20 protein-coding genes are annotated in these 20,011 nt (G+C 59.5%); 7 read left to right on the top strand and 13 right to left on the bottom strand.

All coding sequences use genetic code 11. The features are described 5' to 3' along the window. Positions 1-8: 8 nt before the first annotated feature. From ACMYSP_RS17795 to ACMYSP_RS17780, 4 genes are all read right to left on the bottom strand, one after another. Positions 9-1,022 carry a HoxN/HupN/NixA family nickel/cobalt transporter gene (locus ACMYSP_RS17795; RefSeq protein ID WP_434583354.1) on the bottom strand — a complete coding sequence of 338 codons (1,014 nt, stop codon included), beginning with the start codon at positions 1,020-1,022 and terminating at the stop codon, positions 9-11. Next, positions 1,019-3,253, bottom strand: coding sequence for a carbamoyltransferase HypF (hypF, locus tag ACMYSP_RS17790; protein ID WP_434583353.1), 2,235 nt, complete (start codon positions 3,251-3,253; stop codon positions 1,019-1,021). The genes ACMYSP_RS17795 and hypF overlap by 4 nt, the downstream gene beginning before the upstream one ends. 12 nt (positions 3,254-3,265) lie before the next feature. Next, on the bottom strand, positions 3,266-3,793 hold the full coding sequence (gene hydN / locus ACMYSP_RS17785) for an electron transport protein HydN (protein ID WP_123756786.1): 528 nt from the start codon (positions 3,791-3,793) through the stop codon (positions 3,266-3,268). Positions 3,794-3,940: 147 nt separating this feature from the next. Further along, positions 3,941-4,954 (bottom strand): LacI family DNA-binding transcriptional regulator, encoded by a 1,014-nt coding sequence (locus ACMYSP_RS17780; protein ID WP_434583352.1) that lies wholly within the window; start codon positions 4,952-4,954, stop codon positions 3,941-3,943. A gap of 265 nt (positions 4,955-5,219) precedes the next feature. On the opposite strand from ACMYSP_RS17780, the gene ascF reads away from it, so the two are divergent. Together ascF and ACMYSP_RS17770 are read left to right on the top strand one after the other, a co-directional pair. Further along, positions 5,220-6,662 (top strand): PTS cellobiose/arbutin/salicin transporter subunit IIBC, encoded by a 1,443-nt coding sequence (gene ascF, locus ACMYSP_RS17775; protein WP_434583351.1) that lies wholly within the window; start codon positions 5,220-5,222, stop codon positions 6,660-6,662. A 26-nt stretch (positions 6,663-6,688) separates the two neighbouring features. Continuing rightward, positions 6,689-8,113: a 6-phospho-beta-glucosidase gene (locus tag ACMYSP_RS17770; protein WP_434583350.1), complete on the top strand. Its 1,425-nt coding sequence runs from the start codon at positions 6,689-6,691 to the stop codon at positions 8,111-8,113. A gap of 96 nt (positions 8,114-8,209) precedes the next feature. Here the strand turns inward: ACMYSP_RS17770 and hycI are convergent, their stop codons facing one another. From hycI to hycA, 9 genes are all read right to left on the bottom strand, one after another. Beyond that, on the bottom strand, positions 8,210-8,695 hold the full coding sequence (gene hycI, locus ACMYSP_RS17765) for a hydrogenase maturation peptidase HycI (RefSeq protein ID WP_434583349.1): 486 nt from the start codon (positions 8,693-8,695) through the stop codon (positions 8,210-8,212). Continuing rightward, positions 8,688-9,098, bottom strand: a complete 411-nt coding sequence (locus ACMYSP_RS17760; RefSeq protein WP_434583348.1) for a formate hydrogenlyase maturation HycH family protein — start codon at positions 9,096-9,098, stop codon at positions 8,688-8,690. The genes hycI and ACMYSP_RS17760 overlap by 8 nt, the downstream gene beginning before the upstream one ends. Further along, positions 9,095-9,862, bottom strand: coding sequence for an NADH-quinone oxidoreductase subunit B family protein (locus ACMYSP_RS17755; RefSeq protein ID WP_434583346.1), 768 nt, complete (start codon positions 9,860-9,862; stop codon positions 9,095-9,097). Before ACMYSP_RS17755 ends, ACMYSP_RS17760 begins: the two co-directional genes overlap by 4 nt. Further along, complete coding sequence (locus tag ACMYSP_RS17750) at positions 9,862-10,404, bottom strand: formate hydrogenlyase complex iron-sulfur subunit (RefSeq protein WP_434583344.1); 543 nt, start codon at positions 10,402-10,404, stop codon at positions 9,862-9,864. Before ACMYSP_RS17750 ends, ACMYSP_RS17755 begins: the two co-directional genes overlap by 1 nt. Before the next feature lie 9 nt (positions 10,405-10,413). Then, positions 10,414-12,123 carry a formate hydrogenlyase subunit HycE gene (gene hycE / locus ACMYSP_RS17745; protein WP_123756776.1) on the bottom strand — a complete coding sequence of 570 codons (1,710 nt, stop codon included), beginning with the start codon at positions 12,121-12,123 and terminating at the stop codon, positions 10,414-10,416. Positions 12,124-12,140: 17 nt separating this feature from the next. Further along, the gene (locus ACMYSP_RS17740) at positions 12,141-13,064 is read right to left on the bottom strand and encodes a respiratory chain complex I subunit 1 family protein (protein WP_434583343.1); all 924 of its coding nucleotides are present in this window, start codon (positions 13,062-13,064) and stop codon (positions 12,141-12,143) included. A 2-nt stretch (positions 13,065-13,066) separates the two neighbouring features. Continuing rightward, positions 13,067-14,893, bottom strand: a complete 1,827-nt coding sequence (gene hycC, locus ACMYSP_RS17735; protein WP_434583342.1) for a formate hydrogenlyase subunit 3 — start codon at positions 14,891-14,893, stop codon at positions 13,067-13,069. Beyond that, on the bottom strand, positions 14,890-15,498 hold the full coding sequence (locus ACMYSP_RS17730; RefSeq protein ID WP_123756773.1) for a 4Fe-4S dicluster domain-containing protein: 609 nt from the start codon (positions 15,496-15,498) through the stop codon (positions 14,890-14,892). Before ACMYSP_RS17730 ends, hycC begins: the two co-directional genes overlap by 4 nt. Positions 15,499-15,579: 81 nt before the next feature. Then, entirely contained in the window at positions 15,580-16,029 is a 450-nt protein-coding gene (hycA, locus tag ACMYSP_RS17725) for a formate hydrogenlyase regulator HycA (RefSeq protein ID WP_154143969.1), read from the bottom strand. Positions 16,030-16,240: 211 nt separating this feature from the next. Here hycA and hypA point away from each other — a divergent pair, with 211 nt between their 5' ends. The 5 genes from hypA (at position 16,241) to hypE (ending at position 19,918) form a co-directional block, all read left to right on the top strand. Then, positions 16,241-16,591, top strand: coding sequence for a hydrogenase maturation nickel metallochaperone HypA (gene hypA, locus ACMYSP_RS17720; RefSeq protein ID WP_123756771.1), 351 nt, complete (start codon positions 16,241-16,243; stop codon positions 16,589-16,591). Positions 16,592-16,654: 63 nt separating this feature from the next. Beyond that, complete coding sequence (hypB, locus tag ACMYSP_RS17715) at positions 16,655-17,527, top strand: hydrogenase nickel incorporation protein HypB (RefSeq protein WP_434583341.1); 873 nt, start codon at positions 16,655-16,657, stop codon at positions 17,525-17,527. Next, positions 17,518-17,790 carry a HypC/HybG/HupF family hydrogenase formation chaperone gene (locus ACMYSP_RS17710; protein WP_434583340.1) on the top strand — a complete coding sequence of 91 codons (273 nt, stop codon included), beginning with the start codon at positions 17,518-17,520 and terminating at the stop codon, positions 17,788-17,790. The genes hypB and ACMYSP_RS17710 overlap by 10 nt, the downstream gene beginning before the upstream one ends. Further along, positions 17,790-18,911 carry a hydrogenase formation protein HypD gene (hypD, locus tag ACMYSP_RS17705; RefSeq protein ID WP_434583339.1) on the top strand — a complete coding sequence of 374 codons (1,122 nt, stop codon included), beginning with the start codon at positions 17,790-17,792 and terminating at the stop codon, positions 18,909-18,911. Before ACMYSP_RS17710 ends, hypD begins: the two co-directional genes overlap by 1 nt. Beyond that, complete coding sequence (gene hypE / locus ACMYSP_RS17700; protein WP_434583338.1) at positions 18,908-19,918, top strand: hydrogenase expression/formation protein HypE; 1,011 nt, start codon at positions 18,908-18,910, stop codon at positions 19,916-19,918. The genes hypD and hypE overlap by 4 nt, the downstream gene beginning before the upstream one ends. The last annotated feature ends 93 nt before the right edge of the window (positions 19,919-20,011 follow it).

The following is a 20,011-nucleotide window of genomic DNA, read 5'->3' as shown; positions in this document are numbered from 1 at the left end:
GGCAAATATCAACGCGCCAGGTTGTCGTATCCGCGCCAGCGATAGTTGAGCACCGACAGCACCCAGCAGGCGACAAACAGCCCGACCACCACAAACCCGGCATCGCCGAGATTATCGTTCAGCGCGCCAACCCAGCGCCACAAACCACCGCTAAGCGAAAACTTATCCATCAGCAGCCCCAAAGCCTCCAGCCCGCCAATAAACAGCGCCACCACCACCGAGGTTCCGGTAATGGTCATATTGTAATAGAGCTTGCGCTGCGGCTTGCTGAATGCCCAACCGTACGCCCCCACCATCAGCACGTTGTCGAGGGTATCCACCAGCGCCATCCCGCTGGCAAACAGCGCCGGGAAGACCATGATAGACCAGATGGACATCCCGCTTGAGGCGCTGGCGGCAGAAATGCCCAACACGCCGATTTCGGTAGCGGTATCGAACCCCAGCCCGAACAGGAAACCCACCAGATACATCTGCCAGCTCCGGCTAATCAGACGGAAGGTTTTGCCGAACAGCCAGCTCATCATGCCGCCGCCGGTTGCCACCTCATCGCTGACGCTATCACCCTTCTTCCACGCCTGAAAGCTGCGCCAGACGCTGCGCAAAATCACCAGGTTCACAAACGCCATCAGCAATAAAAACAGCGCCGATACCGCGGTGCCGATCACGCTGCCGGTATCATGAAACCAGCTCATCTGTTGCCCGAACGCGGTGGCCGTCGCGGCAATCGCCGCCGAGGCCAGCACCACAATCGACGAATGACCTAATGAAAACCACGCCCCGACGCCGAAAGGCCGCCGTCCCTGCTGCATCATTTTGCGGGTGACGCTATCAATGGCCGCGATATGATCGGCATCCACCGCATGACGCAGGCCATATCCCCACGCCAGCAGGCTGGCCGCCATCAGCGCACCGCTGTCGCCAAACGCCTGCCAGGCCCAGATCCAGGCCAATACATTCGCCAGAATCAGCCCCCCAACCAGCACCGCGGCGCGCGGCTGCTGGCGTAAAATCGTCACTATCATGGTGATGTCCTGTGAGCCTGCCAGCGCGCGGCGGCAACGACCGCCTGACCATAGGCGATCGCCCCATCTCCGGCAGGTAACTGTTGCGGAAACAGCAGAGTAAAATCCGCCAGATAAAACGTCAATCGCGAGACCAGTAAGCGGTTATGTAGCACTCCTCCGCTAAAGGCCAGCGTCGTCACGCCGCGCGATGTCGCGCAATCCCGGGCCATCGTCGCCAGCCCGCAGGCCAGCGCATCATGAAATGCCCAAGCTTTCTGTTCCCGCGTGGCCTGCCACCCCAGCCACTGCTTCCAGAACGTCGCCAGATCCAGCGTACCGTCACGCCAGGGGATGCTGACCGGATGGGCAACGCCTTCGCACACCGTCGCCAGCGCTTCCAGCTGACAGGCCGCCTCACCTTCATAGCTCAGGCTTTCCGGGGCGCAGCTCAGGGCACAGGCCACTGCATCAAACAATCGTCCGCAGGACGAAGCCAACGGCGTATTGATTCCCCGCGCAATGGCCTGCGCCAACAGCGGCCAGTTGTGCTGATGCAGCGCGGCGGTTTCATCATACTCCTGCCACTGCGGCACAAACGCCAGGCACTGGGCCAGCAGATTGCGCCATGGCTGGCGAGCCGCCAGATCGCCCCCGGGCAGCGCCACCGCCGGCAATCCGCCGAGGCGTTCACACTCGCGGTAGTTAACCCGCAGACACTCCCCGCCCCACAGCGCACCATTTTCCCCCATGCCGATACCGTCGAGCACCAGGGCGATAACATCGCCACCGTCCAGCGGCCAGCCGTGTTCCGCCAGGCAGGCGGCAGCATGGGCATGGTGATGGAGTACGTTGTCGACCGGCAGGCGAAGCGATGCTGCCCACTGCGAGGCGCGATAGCCGGGATGGGCGTCGGTCACCACCCGCTGTGAGGTAAAGGCGTAAATATCCTGCATCAGGTGCAGCGCCTCGCGCCACTGCGCTTCAACGCCTTCATCGCCGAGATCGCCAAAGTGCTGGCTCAGCACCGCCCGATCGCCACGCGCCAGGCAAAAGGTATTTTTCATGTCGCCGCCGAGACACAGCAGCGGCGGTACGTCATGAAACCCCGGTGGTAACGGCATCGCGTCCGGCACGTAGCCCCGCGAACGGCGCAGCATCTCGCCGCTTTGGCGTATCACCGAGTCATCCATACGCTGGACAATGTCACGGTTGTGCAGCAGAAAACCGTCGGCAATCCCCGCCAGGTCGCGCAACGCGTCGGCGTTGCTTAACGCCGGTGGCCGCCCGCTGAGGTTGCCGGAGGTCATTACAACAGGGTGCGCCAGCGCCTGTAAAACCAGATGCTGCAGCGGATTAGACGGCAGCATCACCCCCACTTCCTTCAGCGCTGGCGCAATCTCATCACACAGGCCGACGACCAGTGATTTATTTATCAGGACGATGGGTGCCGCGGGCGTGGTCAGCAAAGCCAACGCCGCGGGCGGGATCCCTTCGGCCACTGGCAGCATCACCGCCAGCGGCTTCGCCGGGCGATGTTTACGAAGACGTAACGTGGTCACCGCCTGGGAATCACCGGCATCACAGACCAGATGAAAGCCGCCGATCCCTTTCATAGCCACAATCTGGCCGCACTTCAGGCGCTGGATCGCCGCCTGGAGTGCCGCCTCGCCGTACAGCACCTCGTCCTCAGCGCGCCATTCCAGACGCGGGCCGCAGTCGGCGCAGGCGACCGGCTGGGCATGAAAACGGCGATCAGCAGGATTGCGGTATTCCGCCTCGCAGGCAGGACAGAGCGGAAACGGCGCCATTGAGGTTGACGGCCGGTCATAGGGCATCGCGCGAATAATGGTAAAGCGTGGACCGCAGTGGGTGCAGTTAATAAACGGGTAGCGATAACGGCGCTCTTGCGGGTCATTCATCTCCGCAAGGCAGGCCGGACAGGTGGCGGCATCCGGGACGATTTGGGTGCGCATGCTCCCGCCCTCGCTGTGGCGGATCGCAAAATCCTGAGGCAGCCTCTGCCAGTGGAATGGCGAAGTCTGCACGCTATCAATGCGCGCCAGCGGCGGACACTGCCGGGCCTGTGCCGCAACAAACGCCGTTTCATCGCCGACGAGGCGGACCAGCACCCCGTCGCCGTCATTGCAGACATCGCCGCGCAGCCCGAGCTGCCGGGCCAGCTGCCAGACAAAGGGGCGGAACCCCACCCCCTGGACTTTACCGCGAATGCGAATTTGCACCCCGTTCATGATGCTGACGCCTTACCAGGCCAGCGCCGTGCGGCGACGTTTTTCGATATTCATCTGCTCAAGCTTATTACGGTCAACGCAGATCAGCGCGTGGGTCGGGCAGGCGTCCATACAGGCCGGGCCGGCTTCACGGTGATGGCAGAGATCGCATTTATTGGCTTCGGCTTTTTCCGCCATGACGTTCAGCCCGGCGCCGCTATGACGAATAACCGGGCGCACCACGACTTCCATCGCGCCATACGGGCAGGCCACAACGCAGGTTTTACAGCCGATGCAGCGCTCCTGCATCACGTGAATAAACCCTTTATCCCGGCTGATCGCGCCGTTTGGACACACGTTCGCGCAGGGTGCGTCTTCGCATTGACGGCAGGCGGTCGCGGTAGAGACGTTTACGCCTTTGATCACGTGGATACGCGGTAAGAAGGATTTGGGCGTCAGCGCCGCGCAGTCCTGATTTTCCTGATGAGAGACCACGCAGGCCACTTCACAGGTGCGGCAGCCAATGCATTTGCTCGCGTCGGCAATAATGAAACGGTTCATCCATTTCTCCAGCAGTAAGAAGGTTACGCGGCGGAGTATGCATAATACGTTCCAACTTTTATCATTATGATAATAAAGGGAATTAATAACAGGCGTACCGGAGGGAGATTCTGTCATCGTCACATCTGACGATGACAGATGTCGACGTCAGGCGTCGGGACCGGCGGCTATCGAGTCGCGCTCAATCAGCTCACCGGGGAAGGTCTGCTGATATTTTAAATCGCCGCCGTCGAGCATAAAGATCAGCCGGTTAATGGTCTCTTTGATCATTTCCGTCACTGGGACTTTAACGCTCGAGAGCGCCGGGACCATATACGGTGCCAGCACGATGTCATCGAAACCAATCACCGACACCTCTTCCGGCACCTTGATACCCTGCAGATGCAGCTGTTTCATGGCGCCAATTGCCATATCATCGTTGCTCGCCACCAGCGCGCTGTAACGGACATCACGCTGGCGCAGTGTTTCCACGCCTGCGGCGCCGGTTTCCGGGGTCCACTTCCCTTCGACAATCAGATCGTTATTCAGCGCAATCCCGTGCTGCGCTAGCGCGTCTTTGTAGCCGGAAAGACGCTCAATACCGGTCGGCGAGTCCAGCGAACCGGTAATAAATGCGATATCGCGGTGGCCGCGGGTAATCAGTTTTTCCACCGCCACCAGGGCCGAGGCTTTTTGATCGGACCAGACGCAATGGCTGGCGTTGCGCCGCAGGCGGCGATTGAGCACCATAATCGGCTGGGTGTGGTTCTCAACGATGTCATCCATCTGATCGACGCTGAGAAAGCGGGGATAGATAATAATCGCATCGCAGCGCAGGTCGAGCAGATACTGGATCGCCTCGCGCTCCTCTTCGGCACTGTGCTTGCCGTCGGCCAGAATCAGCTGCCGCCCCTTGTCTTCCGCCATTCGCGCGACGTGAAACAGCAGCTCGCTGAAATAGACCCCATGATAGAGGGTATTGGTCACCACCAGCCCCAGCGTCTGGCTCTTTTTGGTGGCCAGGTTGCGCGCCAGCAGATTGGGCCGGTAGCCGCTTTCCGCCACCGCCTGGAATACGCGATCTTTCGTGTCCTGACTGACATAGCCGTTGCCCGATAACACCCGGGACACGGTCGCTTTCGACACCCCCGCGCGTTTCGCTACCTCCAGCATCGTTGCCATGTTGTTCTTCCTGTTGCAAAAGATGCCCGCAGTGTACTGCACGTCTCGCTTTTTTACAGCGTTGACCCTCGCCACGGTGGACTCTTTTTCACTTCACAAAGCGATCAAAATCACAAAACGAGAATCTGATTTTTTTAGATCTTGTATGAATCAATGAAACTCATCATGATTTTGTGGAACCGGTTTCCTATATATCGACCACGTCCCCCGTTTTTATGGGGCGATAACAAGCCAGTACCCTATTGATTAAACAGGATAAAATCCGATGTCGAAAAATTATGCAGCCCTGGCGCAGCAAATACTGACGGCAACAGGCGGGATTGAAAACATCGCCGCCGTCACCCACTGCATGACCCGCCTGCGTTTTGTCGTCAAAGATAATGCGCGGGTTGATAGCGCTGCGCTGAAGAGCCTGAAAGGGGTGCTCGGCGTGGTACAGAGCGATAACCAGTGTCAGGTGATCATCGGCAATACCGTCTCTCAGGCGTATCGCGAAGTGGTCAACCTGCTGCCAGGCGACATGCGCCCCGCAGAACCGCAGGGCAAAGCGCCACTGACCTTCAGACGCATCGGCGCCGGGATCCTCGACGCGCTGATCGGCACCATGTCTCCACTGATCCCGGCGATTATCGGCGGATCGATGGTGAAACTGCTGGCGATGATCCTTGAGATGAGCGGTGTACTGCCAAAAGGGGCGCCAACCCTGACGATCCTGACGGTGATCGGCGATGGCGCGTTCTTCTTCCTGCCGCTGATGGTGGCCGCCTCTGCCGCGGTCAAATTCAAAACCAATATGTCGCTGGCCATCGCCATTGCCGGGGTTCTGGTGCACCCGAGCTTTATCGAACTGATGGCCAAAGCCGCCCAGGGCGAGCATGTTGAATTCGCCTTTATCCCGGTGACGGCGGTGAAATATACCTACACCGTGATCCCGGCGCTGGTGATGACCTGGTGTCTGTCCTATATCGAACACTGGGTCGATCGCATCACCCCGGCGGTCACCAAAAACTTCCTCAAACCAATGCTGATCGTGTTGATTGCCGCCCCGCTGTCGATTCTGCTGATTGGCCCGATCGGTATCTGGATCGGTACCGCTATCTCGGCGCTGGTGTATACCGTGCACAGCTATCTGGGCTGGCTGTCGGTGGCCATCATGGGGGCGCTCTGGCCGCTGCTGGTGATGACCGGGATGCACCGGGTCTTTACCCCGACCATTATTCAGACCATTGCCGAAACCGGCAAAGAGGGCATGGTTATGCCGTCGGAAATCGGCGCTAACCTGTCGCTGGGCGGTTCGTCGCTGGCGGTGGCCTGGAAAACCAAAAACCCGGAACTGCGTCAGACGGCGCTGGCAGCAGCGGCCTCTGCGATTCTGGCCGGGATTTCCGAACCGGCGCTCTATGGCGTGGCGATCCGTCTGAAACGCCCGCTCATCGCCAGCCTGATCAGCGGCTTTATCTGCGGCGCGGTGGCCGGCATCGCCGGACTTGCCAGCCACTCAATGGCGGCACCGGGCCTGTTTACCAGCGTGCAGTTCTTCGACCCGGCCAATCCGATGACCATCGTGTGGGTCTTTGGAGTGATGGCGCTGGCGGTGGTACTGTCGTTTATCCTGACCCTGGTACTCGGCTTCGAAGATATTCCGGTTGAAGAGGCTGCCGCCGACGCCAGACAGCGTCAGGCCAGCATTCAAGCAACACACGCCTGAACACAATATTGACAACGAGGTAACGCATGGCGACTTTCCCACAGGGATTTTTATGGGGCGGCGCACTGGCCGCCAACCAGTCTGAAGGGGCGTATCTGGAAGGCGGTAAAGGGCTGACCACGGTTGATACCATCCCACATGGCGCGAACCGCCTGCCGGTAAAACTGGGGCTGGAGAAGCGCTTTACGTTGCGCGACGATGAGTTCTACCCGAGCCACGAGGCCATCGATTTTTATCATCGTTATAAAGAAGATATTGCCCTGATGGCGGAGATGGGGTTCAGCGTGTTCCGCACCTCAATTGCCTGGAGCCGCCTGTTCCCGAGAGGCGATGAGCAGGAGCCGAACGCCGAAGGGATCGCCTTCTACCGTTCGCTGTTCGAAGAGTGCAAAAAGCATAATATCGAACCGCTGGTGACGCTGTGCCATTTCGATGTGCCGATGCATCTGGTGACTGAATATGGCTCCTGGCGCAACCGTCAGATGGTGACGTTTTTCAGCCACTACGCCCGTACCTGTTTTGAAGCCTTTGACGGGTTAGTGAAATACTGGCTGACCTTCAACGAAATCAACATCATGCTGCACAGCCCCTACTCCGGCGCCGGGCTGGTGTTCGAAGAGGGAGAAAACCAGGAGCAGGTGAAGTACCAGGCGGCGCACCATGAGCTGATCGCCAGCGCCATGGTGACCAAAATCGCCCATGAGGTAAACCCGCGCAATCAGGTCGGCTGTATGCTGGCGGGCGGCAATTTTTATCCTTATTCCTGTAAGCCGGAAGACGTGTGGATGGCGCTGGAAAAGGATCGCGAAAACCTGTTCTTCATTGATGTGCAGGCGCGCGGGGCCTACCCGGTGTGGGCGGCGCGGGTGTTTCGTGAGAAAGGGGTGGTCATTGCCAAGGCACCGGGTGACGACGAGATCCTCAAGCACACCGTCGATTTTGTCTCGTTCAGCTATTATGCCTCGCGTTGTGCGTCGGCAGATATGAACGCCAACAATACCAACGCCGCCAATATCGTGAAATCGCTGAAGAACCCGCATATTCAGGCCAGCGAATGGGGCTGGGGAATTGACCCGCTCGGTCTGCGAATCACCATGAATATGATGTATGACCGTTATCAGAAACCGCTGTTCCTGGTGGAAAACGGCCTCGGCGCGCGGGATGAGATTGACGCCAACGGCGAGATCAACGACGACTACCGCATCAGCTATCTGCGCGAGCATATTAAAGCCATGGGCGATGCTATCGAAGACGGCATTCCGGTGATGGGCTACACCAGCTGGGGCTGTATTGACCTGGTGGCCGCCTCTACCGGCGAGATGAGCAAGCGATACGGTTTTATCTACGTTGACCGCGACGATGCCGGTAACGGTACCCTTGAGCGCAAGCGGAAGAAATCGTTCTGGTGGTACAAAAAGGTCATTGCCAGCAACGGCGAAGACCTGGCGTAACATCGCCTGCCTCACCGGCCCCGGATTGCGCCACAAGTGGCTTATCCAGACGACGAGATAAAGCCCCCCGGTAACCGGGGGGCTATCCCGAATAGGTTATCCCTGAAGGGGCTCGTCTTCCGGCGCTTCCAGCGCGGCAAAGCCGCCCTGCCCCTGCCAGCCGTTCAGCTGGTGATACACCACGTCGACCGCATCTTTAATCGGCTGAGTCATCGGGTAGTAAAACCCGACGATATCCGGCTGAATGCCTAAGAAGATCACTTCACCCACATCCTCTTTCAGCTGATCGATCAGGTAGTTCAGCGGCATATTATGGGTGGTCATCATGAACATCTCGGCGATATCGTCAGGGTCGACGATACGGATCTCGCCAGGGTTCAGCCCCATATCGGTGGCATCAACAATCAGCAGCCGCGTGGGATGCAGTTCGCGAATGGCCACGATGTCATTTTCCGGCGCGCTGCCGCCATCAATCACCACCCAGCCGCCCTGCGGATTCGCCGCGCACATTTCCGCCAGCAGCGGACCGGCGCCGTCGTCACCCATCATGCTGTTGCCGACACAGAGTAAAACGTCAGTCACGGAGTCTCCTCACCATCAGGTAGATGGCGCTTTCCTGGTGAATATCATGCAGCATGCTGAGCATCGTTTTGCTCCATGCCTGCTGCTGTGAAGTCTGCCCGGCCTGGGCTTTATCGAAAGCATGCGCAAGCATCACGACGTGGTTACTGTCGATGACAATCTCACCATACTTCGGCACCCCTTCCATTTTGCGCCGCGCGGTACTTCCTGCTTCGAGCGTGCCAATCCACGCCAGATATTCATCCCACGGGCAGCTCAGCGCCGTCTCCAGACAGTCGATCACGCCGAGGTGGTGGCCAATCGCCAGGCTGTAATAGACCACCTGCTGCGCCTGATCCGGCGTGGCGTCGTTCTCATCAATAAATTTACGGCTCAGCTGACTGAACACCACCGTCTCGCTCATCGGATACGCGTCTCCTCAACCACCTGATTCAGATGGGTAATAATCTCGGTCAGACGCGGATCTTTTTCCGCCTCCAGCCACCGCAGTACCTGGTTATCGCCCTGCCCCAGCAGCCGCATATAGTCGTCGGCAATCTGGCGCCCGTAGCGATAGCCCGCCAGACGGCGTGCTTCGCGGTCGATGCGAACGCGCAGCGGCTGCACCATATTCGGGTGCAGGATTTCCGCCGCTTTGTCGTCTTCTTCACCCGGCAGACGCGCGTGAATTTTCTGCTCCAGCAGGCCCAGCGCCATCGCAAAGCCATACAGCGTGGCGGCAGGCGTCGGCGGGCAGCCGGGAATATAGACATCCACCGGCACGATTTTGTCGGTGCCGCCCCAGACGCAGTAAAGGTCGTGGAAAATACCGCCGCTATTGCCGCAGGCGCCGTAGGAGATACAGATTTTCGGGTCCGGTGCCGACTGCCACGCCCGCAGCGCCGGAGAGCGCATGGCACGCGTTACCGCACCGGTAAACAGCAGAATATCAGCATGACGCGGCGACGGGACCACCTTGATCCCGAAGCGTTCGGCGTCAAACAGCGGCGAAAGCGTGGCGAAAATTTCGATTTCACAGCCGTTGCAGCCACCGCAGTCCACACGGTAGACGTAGGCGGAACGCTTAATTTTCTTCAGCAGCGATGCCTTCATGCTGGCGATGGACTCATCCACCGTCATCGGCACCGGAATGCCATTTTCATCGCGCGGGCCTAATAAATTGCTCATCAGCTGGCCTCTCTCATATGGCGAGTCAGTTCAATACGGTCGGATGGCACCAGGCATTTCTGGCGCTTGCACTCCGGGCAGGTCTCAAAGCTTTCACGATGCAGTTCGGCGCGGGAATCGCCGTTATGCTTGAGCAGCGCAATGGCGTAATCGATCTCTTTCTGCACCGCAAATGGCCGTTCGCAGACCCGACAATGGCAAATGTCGAAACGCGACTGCTGGAGGAAATCCTCTTTCTTCCACACCGCCAGCTCATACTCCTGCGAAAGCTTAATCGCCGTCGTCGGGCAGACCTCTTCGCAGCGTCCGCAGAAGATGCAGCGCCCGAGGTTGAACTGCCACGCCAGCTCATTGGTGGCCAGGTCGGTCTCCACCGTCAGGGCGTTGGACGGGCAGGCGTTGACGCAGGCCGAGCAGCCAATGCACTGCTGCGGGCTGTGCTCCGGCTTGCCGCGGAAGTTTTTATCTACCGGCATCGGCTCCAGCGGATAGGAGTGAGTCGCATTCCCGGTCTTAATGACTTTTTTGATAAAGGTAAACATGGCGATTCCTTATTTCAGCGGCGAGTTTTTACGCTCGATGCTGTAGCGCTCCAGCTCTTTGTACGGCACCACTTTGCTTTTCTTCTTCCGCACGTCGACCACGGTCATGCGGTCGGTGCAGGAGTAGCAAGGATCGAGGCTACCGATAATCAGCGGCGCATCGGAGACGGTGTTGCCGCGCAGCATGTAGCGCAGGGTCGGCCAGTTGGCATAGGTAGCGGCACGGCAGCGCCAGCGATACAGTTTCTGGTTGTCGCCGGTCATGCTCCAGTGGATATCATCCCCGCGCGGCGCTTCCGAGAAGCCGAGCGCAAAGCGATGAGGAATGTAGGTGAATCCTTCAACCGCCAGCGGGCCGCCCGGCAGGTTGTCGAGGCCGAAGTCGATCATATTCAGCGCGGTGTACACCTCGTTGATGCGCACCTTCAGGCGTGAAATAACGTCGCAGCCCTGTTCGCTGTGGACCTCCATCGGCAGCAGACCATAGCCGACAAACGGGTGGTCGGCGCGGGTGTCACGGGCGTGGCCGCTGGCGCGGACCATCGGACCCACGTTGCTGAAGTCACGGGCGATTTGCGGATCGAGACGACCGATACCGACGGTACGTTGTTCCATATTCGGGGTGCTGAGCAGCATATCCACCAGATCCTGCACGTCGCGACGCATCTGCTGCGCCAGCTGACGAGTCTGGATCATGTCATCTTTCAGCAGATCGCGACGAATCCCGCCGATCAGATTCAGACCGTAGGTTTTACGCGCCCCGGTGAGGATCTCGGCCATCTTCATTGAGGTTTCGCGCACCCGGAAGAACTGCATAAACCCGGAGTCGAAACCGGTGAAGTGGCAGGCCAGACCGAGGTTCAGCAGATGCGAGTGCAGACGCTCTACCTCCAGCAGAATCGCGCGGATCATCTGCGCCCGTTCCGGCACCACGATGCCCATCGCATTCTCAACGGAGGTGGTATAGGCGGTGCTGTGGGCAAAACCGCAGATGCCGCACACGCGGTCGGAAAGGAAGGTCACTTCGTTGTAACCCATGCGGGTTTCTGCCAGTTTCTCCATGCCACGGTGGACGTAGAACAGACGGTAATCGGCGTCGATAATATTCTCGCCGTCAACAAACAGGCGGAAGTGGCCCGGTTCATCAGAAGTCACGTGCAGCGGGCCAATCGGCACCACGTTGTTTTTCTTGCTGCCCAGTTCGTTGATGAACTCGTAGGTTTCCGCATCGGTGGTCGGCGCCGGGCGCTGACGGTAATCCATGCTGTCTTTGCGCAGCGGATAGAGTTCATCCGGCCAGTCATCCGGCAGCACCAGACGACGTTCGTCCGGCAGCCCCACCGGCACCAGGCCGTACATATCGCGTACTTCGCGTTCGCCCCATACCGCAGCAGGTACGCGCGGCGTCACCGACGGGTATTCCGGCTTATCAGCATCGACTTCCACGCGCACGGTGATCCAGCATTTGGTGCCCTGCTCCATCGACAGTACGTAATACACCGCGTAGTGGCCGTTCAGCTTACGTTCGTCATTGCCGAACAGCACCGACAGCCAGCCGCCCTGCTGGTAGTAAAGGAACTCGACCACTTCCGGCAGGTAGTTGACCTTCACCGTAACCGTCAGTTGGTCTTTGGTCTGCCAGGCTTCATCCAGCACCACGCCCGGGAAGGCCTGGTGCAGGGCGGCGAGATAGTGTTGACCGATTTTTTCTTCAGACATGCTCAAACTCTCTTAAATCACGCCACCAGCAAGGAGACGAAGGCTAAAAAGGCGAAACCAAACCCGGCCCAGGTGACGCGGGAGGTGGCACAGAAACGCAGACGCGCCATGCTGTTTTCGAATAAGGCGATCGCCAGCACGCCAGCCACCAGCTTGACGACGGCAATCACCAGCGCCAGCAGCAGTCCGCCGACGCTGAAGTGGGTCATTTGTCCCCACGGGATAAACACGCCGACAAACATCTGTAGCACCACCAGCTGTTTGAGGCTGATCCCCCACTTCAGGACCGCAAAACCGCTACCGCTGTATTCCGTGAGTGGCCCTTCCTGCAGCTCCTGCTCCGCTTCCGCCAGGTCGAACGGCAGCTTGCCCATTTCGATAAAGGTGGCGAAGGCACAGGCGCACAGCGCCAGGATCAACGGAATGCTGCGCGCGGCAGGCCAGTGATAAAGGGTATCGGTGATGTTGCTGATATGGGTGGAACCCGCGACCTGCGCCGCGACCCACAGGCCGAGCAGCAGAATCGGCTCAACCAGCACGCCGAGCATCGCTTCTCGGCTGCTGCCAAGCGCCGTAAACGGGCTTCCGGTGTCGAGGCCAGAAATGGCGAAGAAGAAGCGGGCGATGGCGAACAGGTAGATCAAGGTGATCAGGTCGCCCAGCCCCGGCATCGGGGAGGCGACGGTGATCACCGGCAGCGCGGTGGCGATGGTCAGCATCACTCCAACCATCACGTACGGCGTCAGGCGGAATACCCAGCCGGAGTCGTCCGGGCCAACGCTCTGGCGCCCCAGCAGTTTCAAAATATCCCGGTACTCCTGTAACACGCCCGGACCGCGACGGTTATGCAGACGCGCGCGGGCAACGCGGGTTATCCCGGACAACAGCGGCGCGGCGGCGAACAGCACCAGCGCCTGCAACAATGCAATTAATACGCTCATTCTCAGGCTCCTCGCGAAATCACAATCACCACCAGCACCGCCAGCTCAACCAACGCGACGCCGCGGAACAGCGCAGGCGCCGCAGCGCTCTGCCAGCCGGGAACCAGACGGACCGGGTTCAGCCAGTGACGCAGTTTCAGCACCGGAGCAAAGGCTTCCTTCACCGGCATGGCGAAACCGTGGGCGGTAATCACCATCGATTTTTCATGATCGTAGCCACACACCCAGGCCGCACCGCGCGAGCGGGCCGGCAGACGATCGCCTTTAAAGAAGATCATCAGCAGCAACGGCAGCAGCGGGCAGGCAATCAGCAGCAGCGCGATCAGCGGCTGCGACACCACGCTTGAGACTTCCGCCTGTACCGGGAAAGCGCCGCCAACCAGCGGCAGCAGCCACGGGGCGGCGACCCCGCCTACCACGCAGCAGGCGGCAGCCAGCACCACGCTAAAGGTCATCAGCCACGGCGCGCAGGTGGAGTTTTCCGCCTCTTTGCTACGCGGCGCCCCCAGGAAAGTCACGCCGTAGACTTTGGCCATGCACATCACCGCCAGTGCGCCGGTGATCGCCAGCCCTACCGCCAGCATCGGCCCCAGCAGACGACCAACAAAAGCATCGCCGGTGCTCAGGGTGAAGAAGGATTGATAGATAACCCACTCGCCAGCAAAACCGTTCAACGGCGGCAACGCGGCCATCGCCATCAGGCCCACCAGCATGGAAAGTGAAATCAGCGGCATCTTTTTGCCAATCCCGCCGAGTTTTTCGATGTCACGATGACCGGTGCGGAACCAGACCGCACCCGCGCCGAGGAACAGCGTGGTTTTAAACAGGCTGTGGTTGATCAGGTGATACATGCCGCCAATAAAGCCCAGCAGCATCAGGGTGGCGTTGTGGGTCGCGACGCCGGTGACGAAGGCCCCAAGGCCGAGCAGAATAATGCCGATATTTTCGAGGGTATGGTACGCCAGCAGACGCTGAATATTGTGCTCCATCAGCGCATACAGCCCGCCAACAAAGGCGGTGATCATCCCCAGAACCAGCAGCATCACGCCCCACCACAGCGGCGGTACGCTCCCGGCCAGTGAGACCGTCAATATGCCGTACAGACCGACTTTCATCACCACGGTGGAGAACAGCGCGGCAGCCGGAGCGCTGGCACCAGCATGCGCCTGCGGCGCCCAGCCGTGCAGCGGGATCACCCCGGCCAGCAGAGCGAAGCCTATCAGCCCCGGTAGCCACAGCAGCATATCCGGCGCGACGCCCAGCGACAGGCGGTGGATCTGCGCCACTTCGAGCGTGCCGTAGGTCGACCAGACCAGCCAGCAGGTCCAGGCCAGTAGCAGGGTTCCGAGGCGTCCCAGCACAAACCACAGCTTGCCGGACTGCGCGCAGCCGGTGAGGAAGGCGGCGCAAAGGGCCATGATTTCCGCCATCACCACCAGCGCACCGAAGTTTGTCACCACTACCGCACTGGTGGCCGCCGCCAGCAGCAGGTTCACCAGCAGGCCGTTGGCTTTGACCTGCGGGTGGCGATGCCAGGCGATATTGAACAGCGAAATCGGTAAGGCAGACAGCCCAATGGCCAGCAGCCACAGCGCGTTAACCCCACCAACCCGCATGGTCAGATTCAGTAACTGCAGGACGCCACCGTTCATCCGCTCCGGCATCAGCAGCGCCGCGCCGCCCGCCAGCACCAGCATGACGCTGGCCACCGCGCCGCCAATCCCGGCAATTGCGCCGCTCAGCGATTTGCGCATGGTAAAGAGAAAGGCCAGCACGCCGCTGATGGCATACCAGGCCACAGCCTGATTGACTAAAGAAATCACACTCATTTCACGCCCCCTTGTTGCGCCTGAAACAGCGACAGATCGCCGAGGTCGGTATTAAAGGTCAGCTCGCGCTTGCGCTTGCTGGCCTGGGCGATATCACGAATATCCACCAGCAGCAGCGCTTTGGTCGGGCAGGTCCGGACACAGGCCGGGCCCTGTTCATCGAAATGGCACAGGTCGCATTTCACGGCGATAGCACGTACGCCAGGAACCCAGTCGAGCAGCGAACTGACGCGGGCAGGAGCCGGTGGCGCGGCGGGTGCCAGAGGCGTATTGGCATTGGCTGGAATATCCAGCGGACGACTGCCGGAAAATTCGATCGCCCCAAACGGGCAGGCAATCCCGCACAGCTTGCAGCTTACGCACAGGCTTTCATTCAGTTGGATCGCGCCATCAACGCGGTTAATCGCATTAACCGGGCACACGGCGGCGCAGGGTGCGTCTTCGCAGTGGTGGCACATCTGCGGCGCGGATTCTTTTTCATTACGCATGACCTGCAGTCGCGGCATGGCCTGCAGGCCGTGCTGGCGGTGTGTCTCTGCGCAGGCGGCTTCGCAGGTGCGGCAGCCAATACAGACGGTGGAGTCAGCAATTACAAAACGGTTCACCGGATCATCCTCGGGTGACAGTCATTTTTGACGAAATCAGGGTGTTCAGCTGTCATTTTCGACACCTGTCGACACCTACGGTTAATGAGCCAACGCCAGATGGCTTAAATCCACCGGTTGGTCGCGTTCCATGGCGTCATACAGACGGTCATACACGCTGGCGATAATCGCCAGATAATGCTCCAGAACCTGTTCGCGCGAACGGTTGCTGATACGGCCATCAATGGTGCCGTCGGAAGCCAGTGTTGCTTTAGCAATCAGACGCTTATCATCGCTGTTGCGTGTTTCAACGTAGTACTCGATGGTGTGGTTGTTGAACCCTTCCGCCAGTGCGACATACACCTGAAAATGTTCAAATAAAACAAAGCACAGCTCTTTGTCCGGCGCACAGCTCATTGCATGATGCAAACGCGCCTTGGACAGCGTGATGCCCTGAACCAACGAGTTGCAGTAATGCCGCCACTGATCCTGATAGCGACGGTGACGATCGGCGATGTAGTCCGCCTTTTCACTTATTTCCCAAATAGTCATCTCGGATTCCCCGTTTTCATGAGATGCACCGTACTAGCATTTTCCATGCCAAATTTTAACTATTTGATATTTAATGAAATTAATAAAATCAACGTCCTGAACTGACATGTCGATGACAGCCATTCGCTGTCGTCATCGACAGCCACGCCGACAATAACGGTGAGCTGGCATCGTTATTGCATATAAGGCCCGTAGCAATACGGAGGCAACCATGCACGAAATCACGCTCAGCCAGCGGGCGCTGGAAATTATTGAACAACAAGCACAGCAGGCCGGGGCACAACGGGTCACCGGTGTATGGCTGAAAGTCGGTGCTTTTTCCTGCGTGGAAGCCAGCGCGCTGACCTTCTGCTTTGAACTGGTGTGCCGCGGGACGCTGGCGGAAGGCTGTGAGCTGCATATCGACGAACAGCAGGCGGAATGCTGGTGCGAATCCTGCCAGCAGTATGTGCATCTCATCTCGCAGCATGTGCGTCGGTGCCCGCAGTGTCAGAGCGACACCTTACAAATCGTCGCCGACGACGGCTTACAGATCCAACGAATAGAAGTGAGCCCCGACTGATTCGGGTTGTTTCCGGCGAGACCAAACAACGTGAACAATGACGGGACAGATCAGGAGTAAAATATGTGTACGACTTGCGGCTGTGGGGAAGGTAACCTTTATATCGAAGGTGATGAACATAACCCTCACTCGGCGTTTCGCAGCGCCCCCTTCGCGCCGGCCCCGCGCCAGACCATGACGATTACCGGCGTCAAATCCGAGAACTTCACCCCTACTCGCTCTGAAAGCGGCGACCTGCACTACGGCCACGGCGCGGCAGGAACCCACGCGCCGGGCCAGAGCCAGCGCCGGATGCTCGAGGTGGAAATCGACGTACTGGATAAAAATAACCGACTGGCCGCCCGCAACCGCGCACGCTTTGCCGCACGCCGCCAGGTGGTGCTGAACCTGGTCTCCAGCCCCGGCTCCGGTAAAACCACGCTGCTGAGCGAAACCTTACTGCGCCTGAAAGGCAAAACGCCGTGCGCGGTTATCGAAGGCGACCAGCAGACCATCAACGATGCGGCACGCATTCGTGCCACCGGCACGCCGGCCATTCAGGTCAACACCGGTAAAGGCTGTCATCTTGATGCGCAGATGATTGCCGATGCTGCCCCGCGCCTGCCGCTGGCGGATAACGGAATTCTGTTTATTGAAAACGTCGGCAACCTGGTGTGCCCGGCCAGCTTCGATCTTGGTGAACGCCATAAAGTGGCGGTGCTGTCGGTGACCGAAGGGGAAGACAAGCCGCTGAAATACCCGCACATGTTCGCTGCCGCCAGCCTGATGCTGCTGAACAAAATCGATCTGCTGCCGTACCTCAACTTTGATGTGGATAAGTGCCTCGCCAGTGCCAGAGAGGTGAACCCTAATATTGAGATAATCATGCTCTCCGCCACCAGCGGTGAAGGCATGGACAGGTGGCTCAACTGGCTGGAGGCGCAGCAATGTGCATAGGCATTCCGGGACAAATCTGCGCCATTGACGGCAACCAGGCGAAGGTCGAAGTGTGCGGCATTCAGCGCGAGGTCGACCTGACCCTTGTTGGCGCGGTCGACGAGCACGGCCAGCCGCGCCTCGGACAGTGGGTGCTGGTTCACGTCGGTTTCGCGATGAGCATCATTAATGAAGCCGAAGCCCGCGATACCCTTGAGGCGCTGCAAAATATGTTTGAGGTTGAGCCGGATGTTGGCGCCCTGCTGTACGGCGAGGAGCAATAATGCGTTTCGTTGATGAATACCGCGCCCCGGAACAGGTGATGCAACTGGTTGAGCTCCTTCAAGCGCGGGCGCAACTGCTGCCCCATAGCGCCGAGCGCCCGCTGCGGATTATGGAAGTCTGCGGCGGCCACACCCACGCCATTTTTAAATTCGGCCTCGACCAGCTGCTTCCCGACAATATTGAATTTATTCATGGTCCTGGCTGTCCGGTCTGCGTGCTGCCGATGGGACGTATCGACACCTGTATCGACATCGCCAGCCGTCCGGGCGTGATTTTCTGTACCTTCGGCGATGCGATGCGCGTGCCCGGCAAAAACGGTTCATTACTACAGGCAAAAGCCCGCGGCGCCGATGTGCGCATCGTCTATTCACCGATGGACGCCCTGAAGCTGGCGCAACAGAACCCGGAACGTGAAGTGGTCTTCTTCGGCCTCGGTTTTGAAACTACCATGCCCGCCACCGCCCTGACGCTACGCCAGGCCCGCGAGCGCGGCGTCGACAATTTCTACTTCTTCTGCCAGCACATCACGCTGCTCCCGACCCTGCGCAGCCTGCTCGACCAGCCGGACAACGGCATCGATGCCTTTCTGGCCCCCGGTCATGTCAGCATGGTCATTGGTACCGACGCCTACGGTTTTATCGCCAGCGACTATCATCGTCCTTTAGTGGTCGCTGGATTCGAACCGCTTGATCTACTGCAAGGCGCGGTGATGCTGGTTGAGCAGACAATAGCGAAGCACAGTCAGGTGGAAAATCAGTATCGCCGCGTGGTGCCTGATGAAGGCAATCCGCTGGCGCAATCGGCGATAGCCGAGGTTTTCTGCCTCAGCGGCGACAGCGAATGGCGCGGCCTGGGGGTGATTAGCGATTCCGGCGTATGCCTGACGCCCGCCTACCAGCGTTTTGATGCCGAGGCCCATTTCCGCCCGGCGCCGCAGCGCGTCTGTGACGATCCGCGCGCCCGCTGCGGCGACGTGCTGACCGGTCGCTGCAAGCCGCACCAGTGCTCACTGTTCGGCAAAGTCTGTAATCCCCAGAGCGCTTTCGGCGCGCTGATGGTCTCATCAGAAGGCGCATGCGCCGCCTGGTATCAATATCGCAGTCAGGAAAACGAAGCATGAAAAGCGTCCAGTTAGCCCACGGTAGCGGCGGTCAGGCGATGCAGCAGCTGATCGCCTCCCTGTTTATGCAGGCATTTGCCAACCCGTGGCTGGCGGAGCAGGAAGATCAGGCGCGTCTTGATCTGGCGCAGTTAGCCGCCCTCGGTGACCGCCTCGCCTTCTCCACCGACAGCTACGTCATTGACCCACTGTTTTTCCCCGGCGGGGATATCGGCAAGCTGGCGGTATGCGGTACCGCTAACGATGTGGCGGTCAGCGGTGCCCTGCCGCGCTATCTCTCCTGCGGGTTTATTCTCGAAGAGGGGCTGGAGATGAGCATCCTCGAGCGAGTGGTCACCAGCATGGCCCATACCGCGCAGGCTGCCGGGATTGCCATCGTGACCGGCGATACCAAAGTCGTGCCACGCGGCGCGGCGGATAAACTGTTTATCAACACCGCCGGGATCGGCGCGATCCCGGCGGACATTCACTGGGGGGCGCAGCAGATTACCCCCGGCGATGTCCTGCTGGTCAGCGGCACCCTCGGCGATCATGGCGCCACCATCCTCAACCTGCGCGAGCAGATGGGGCTGGACGGCGCGCTCTCCAGCGACTGCGCGGTGCTCACGCCGCTGATTCAGACGCTACGCGATGTTCCCGGCGTCAAAGCCCTGCGCGATGCCACTCGCGGCGGAGTCAACGCGGTGGCCCATGAGTTTGCCGCCACCAGCGGCTGCGGCATCGAGCTGCATGAACAGACGCTGCCGGTTAACGATACCGTGCGCGGAGTGTGTGAGTTATTAGGGCTGGACGCGCTTAACTTCGCCAACGAGGGCAAGCTGGTGATCGCCGTTGCCCGGGAAGCGGCGGAAGCGGCGCTGGTGCAGTTGCGCAGCCATCCGCTGGGCCGCGATGCCGCGATGATTGGCGAAGTAGTTGAACGCCGCGGCGTACGTTCCGTCGGTTTATACGGCGTCAAGCGCACCCTGGATCTGCCTCACGCCGAGCCTTTACCACGAATTTGTTAACCGTAGCCCGGACAGATGCGCAGCATCGCCTCCGGGAAAAACATCAACATCTCAGCATGATTACCCAGCCCAAATCATCGGGCCACCACGGAT

Origin of the sequence: Klebsiella sp. R390, assembly GCF_051131745.1 — a bacterium.
In the GTDB taxonomy this organism is placed as follows: domain Bacteria; phylum Pseudomonadota; class Gammaproteobacteria; order Enterobacterales; family Enterobacteriaceae; genus Klebsiella.
Note: the sequence above shows the minus strand (reverse complement) of the source record. Positions and strands in the feature narration are given on the sequence as shown.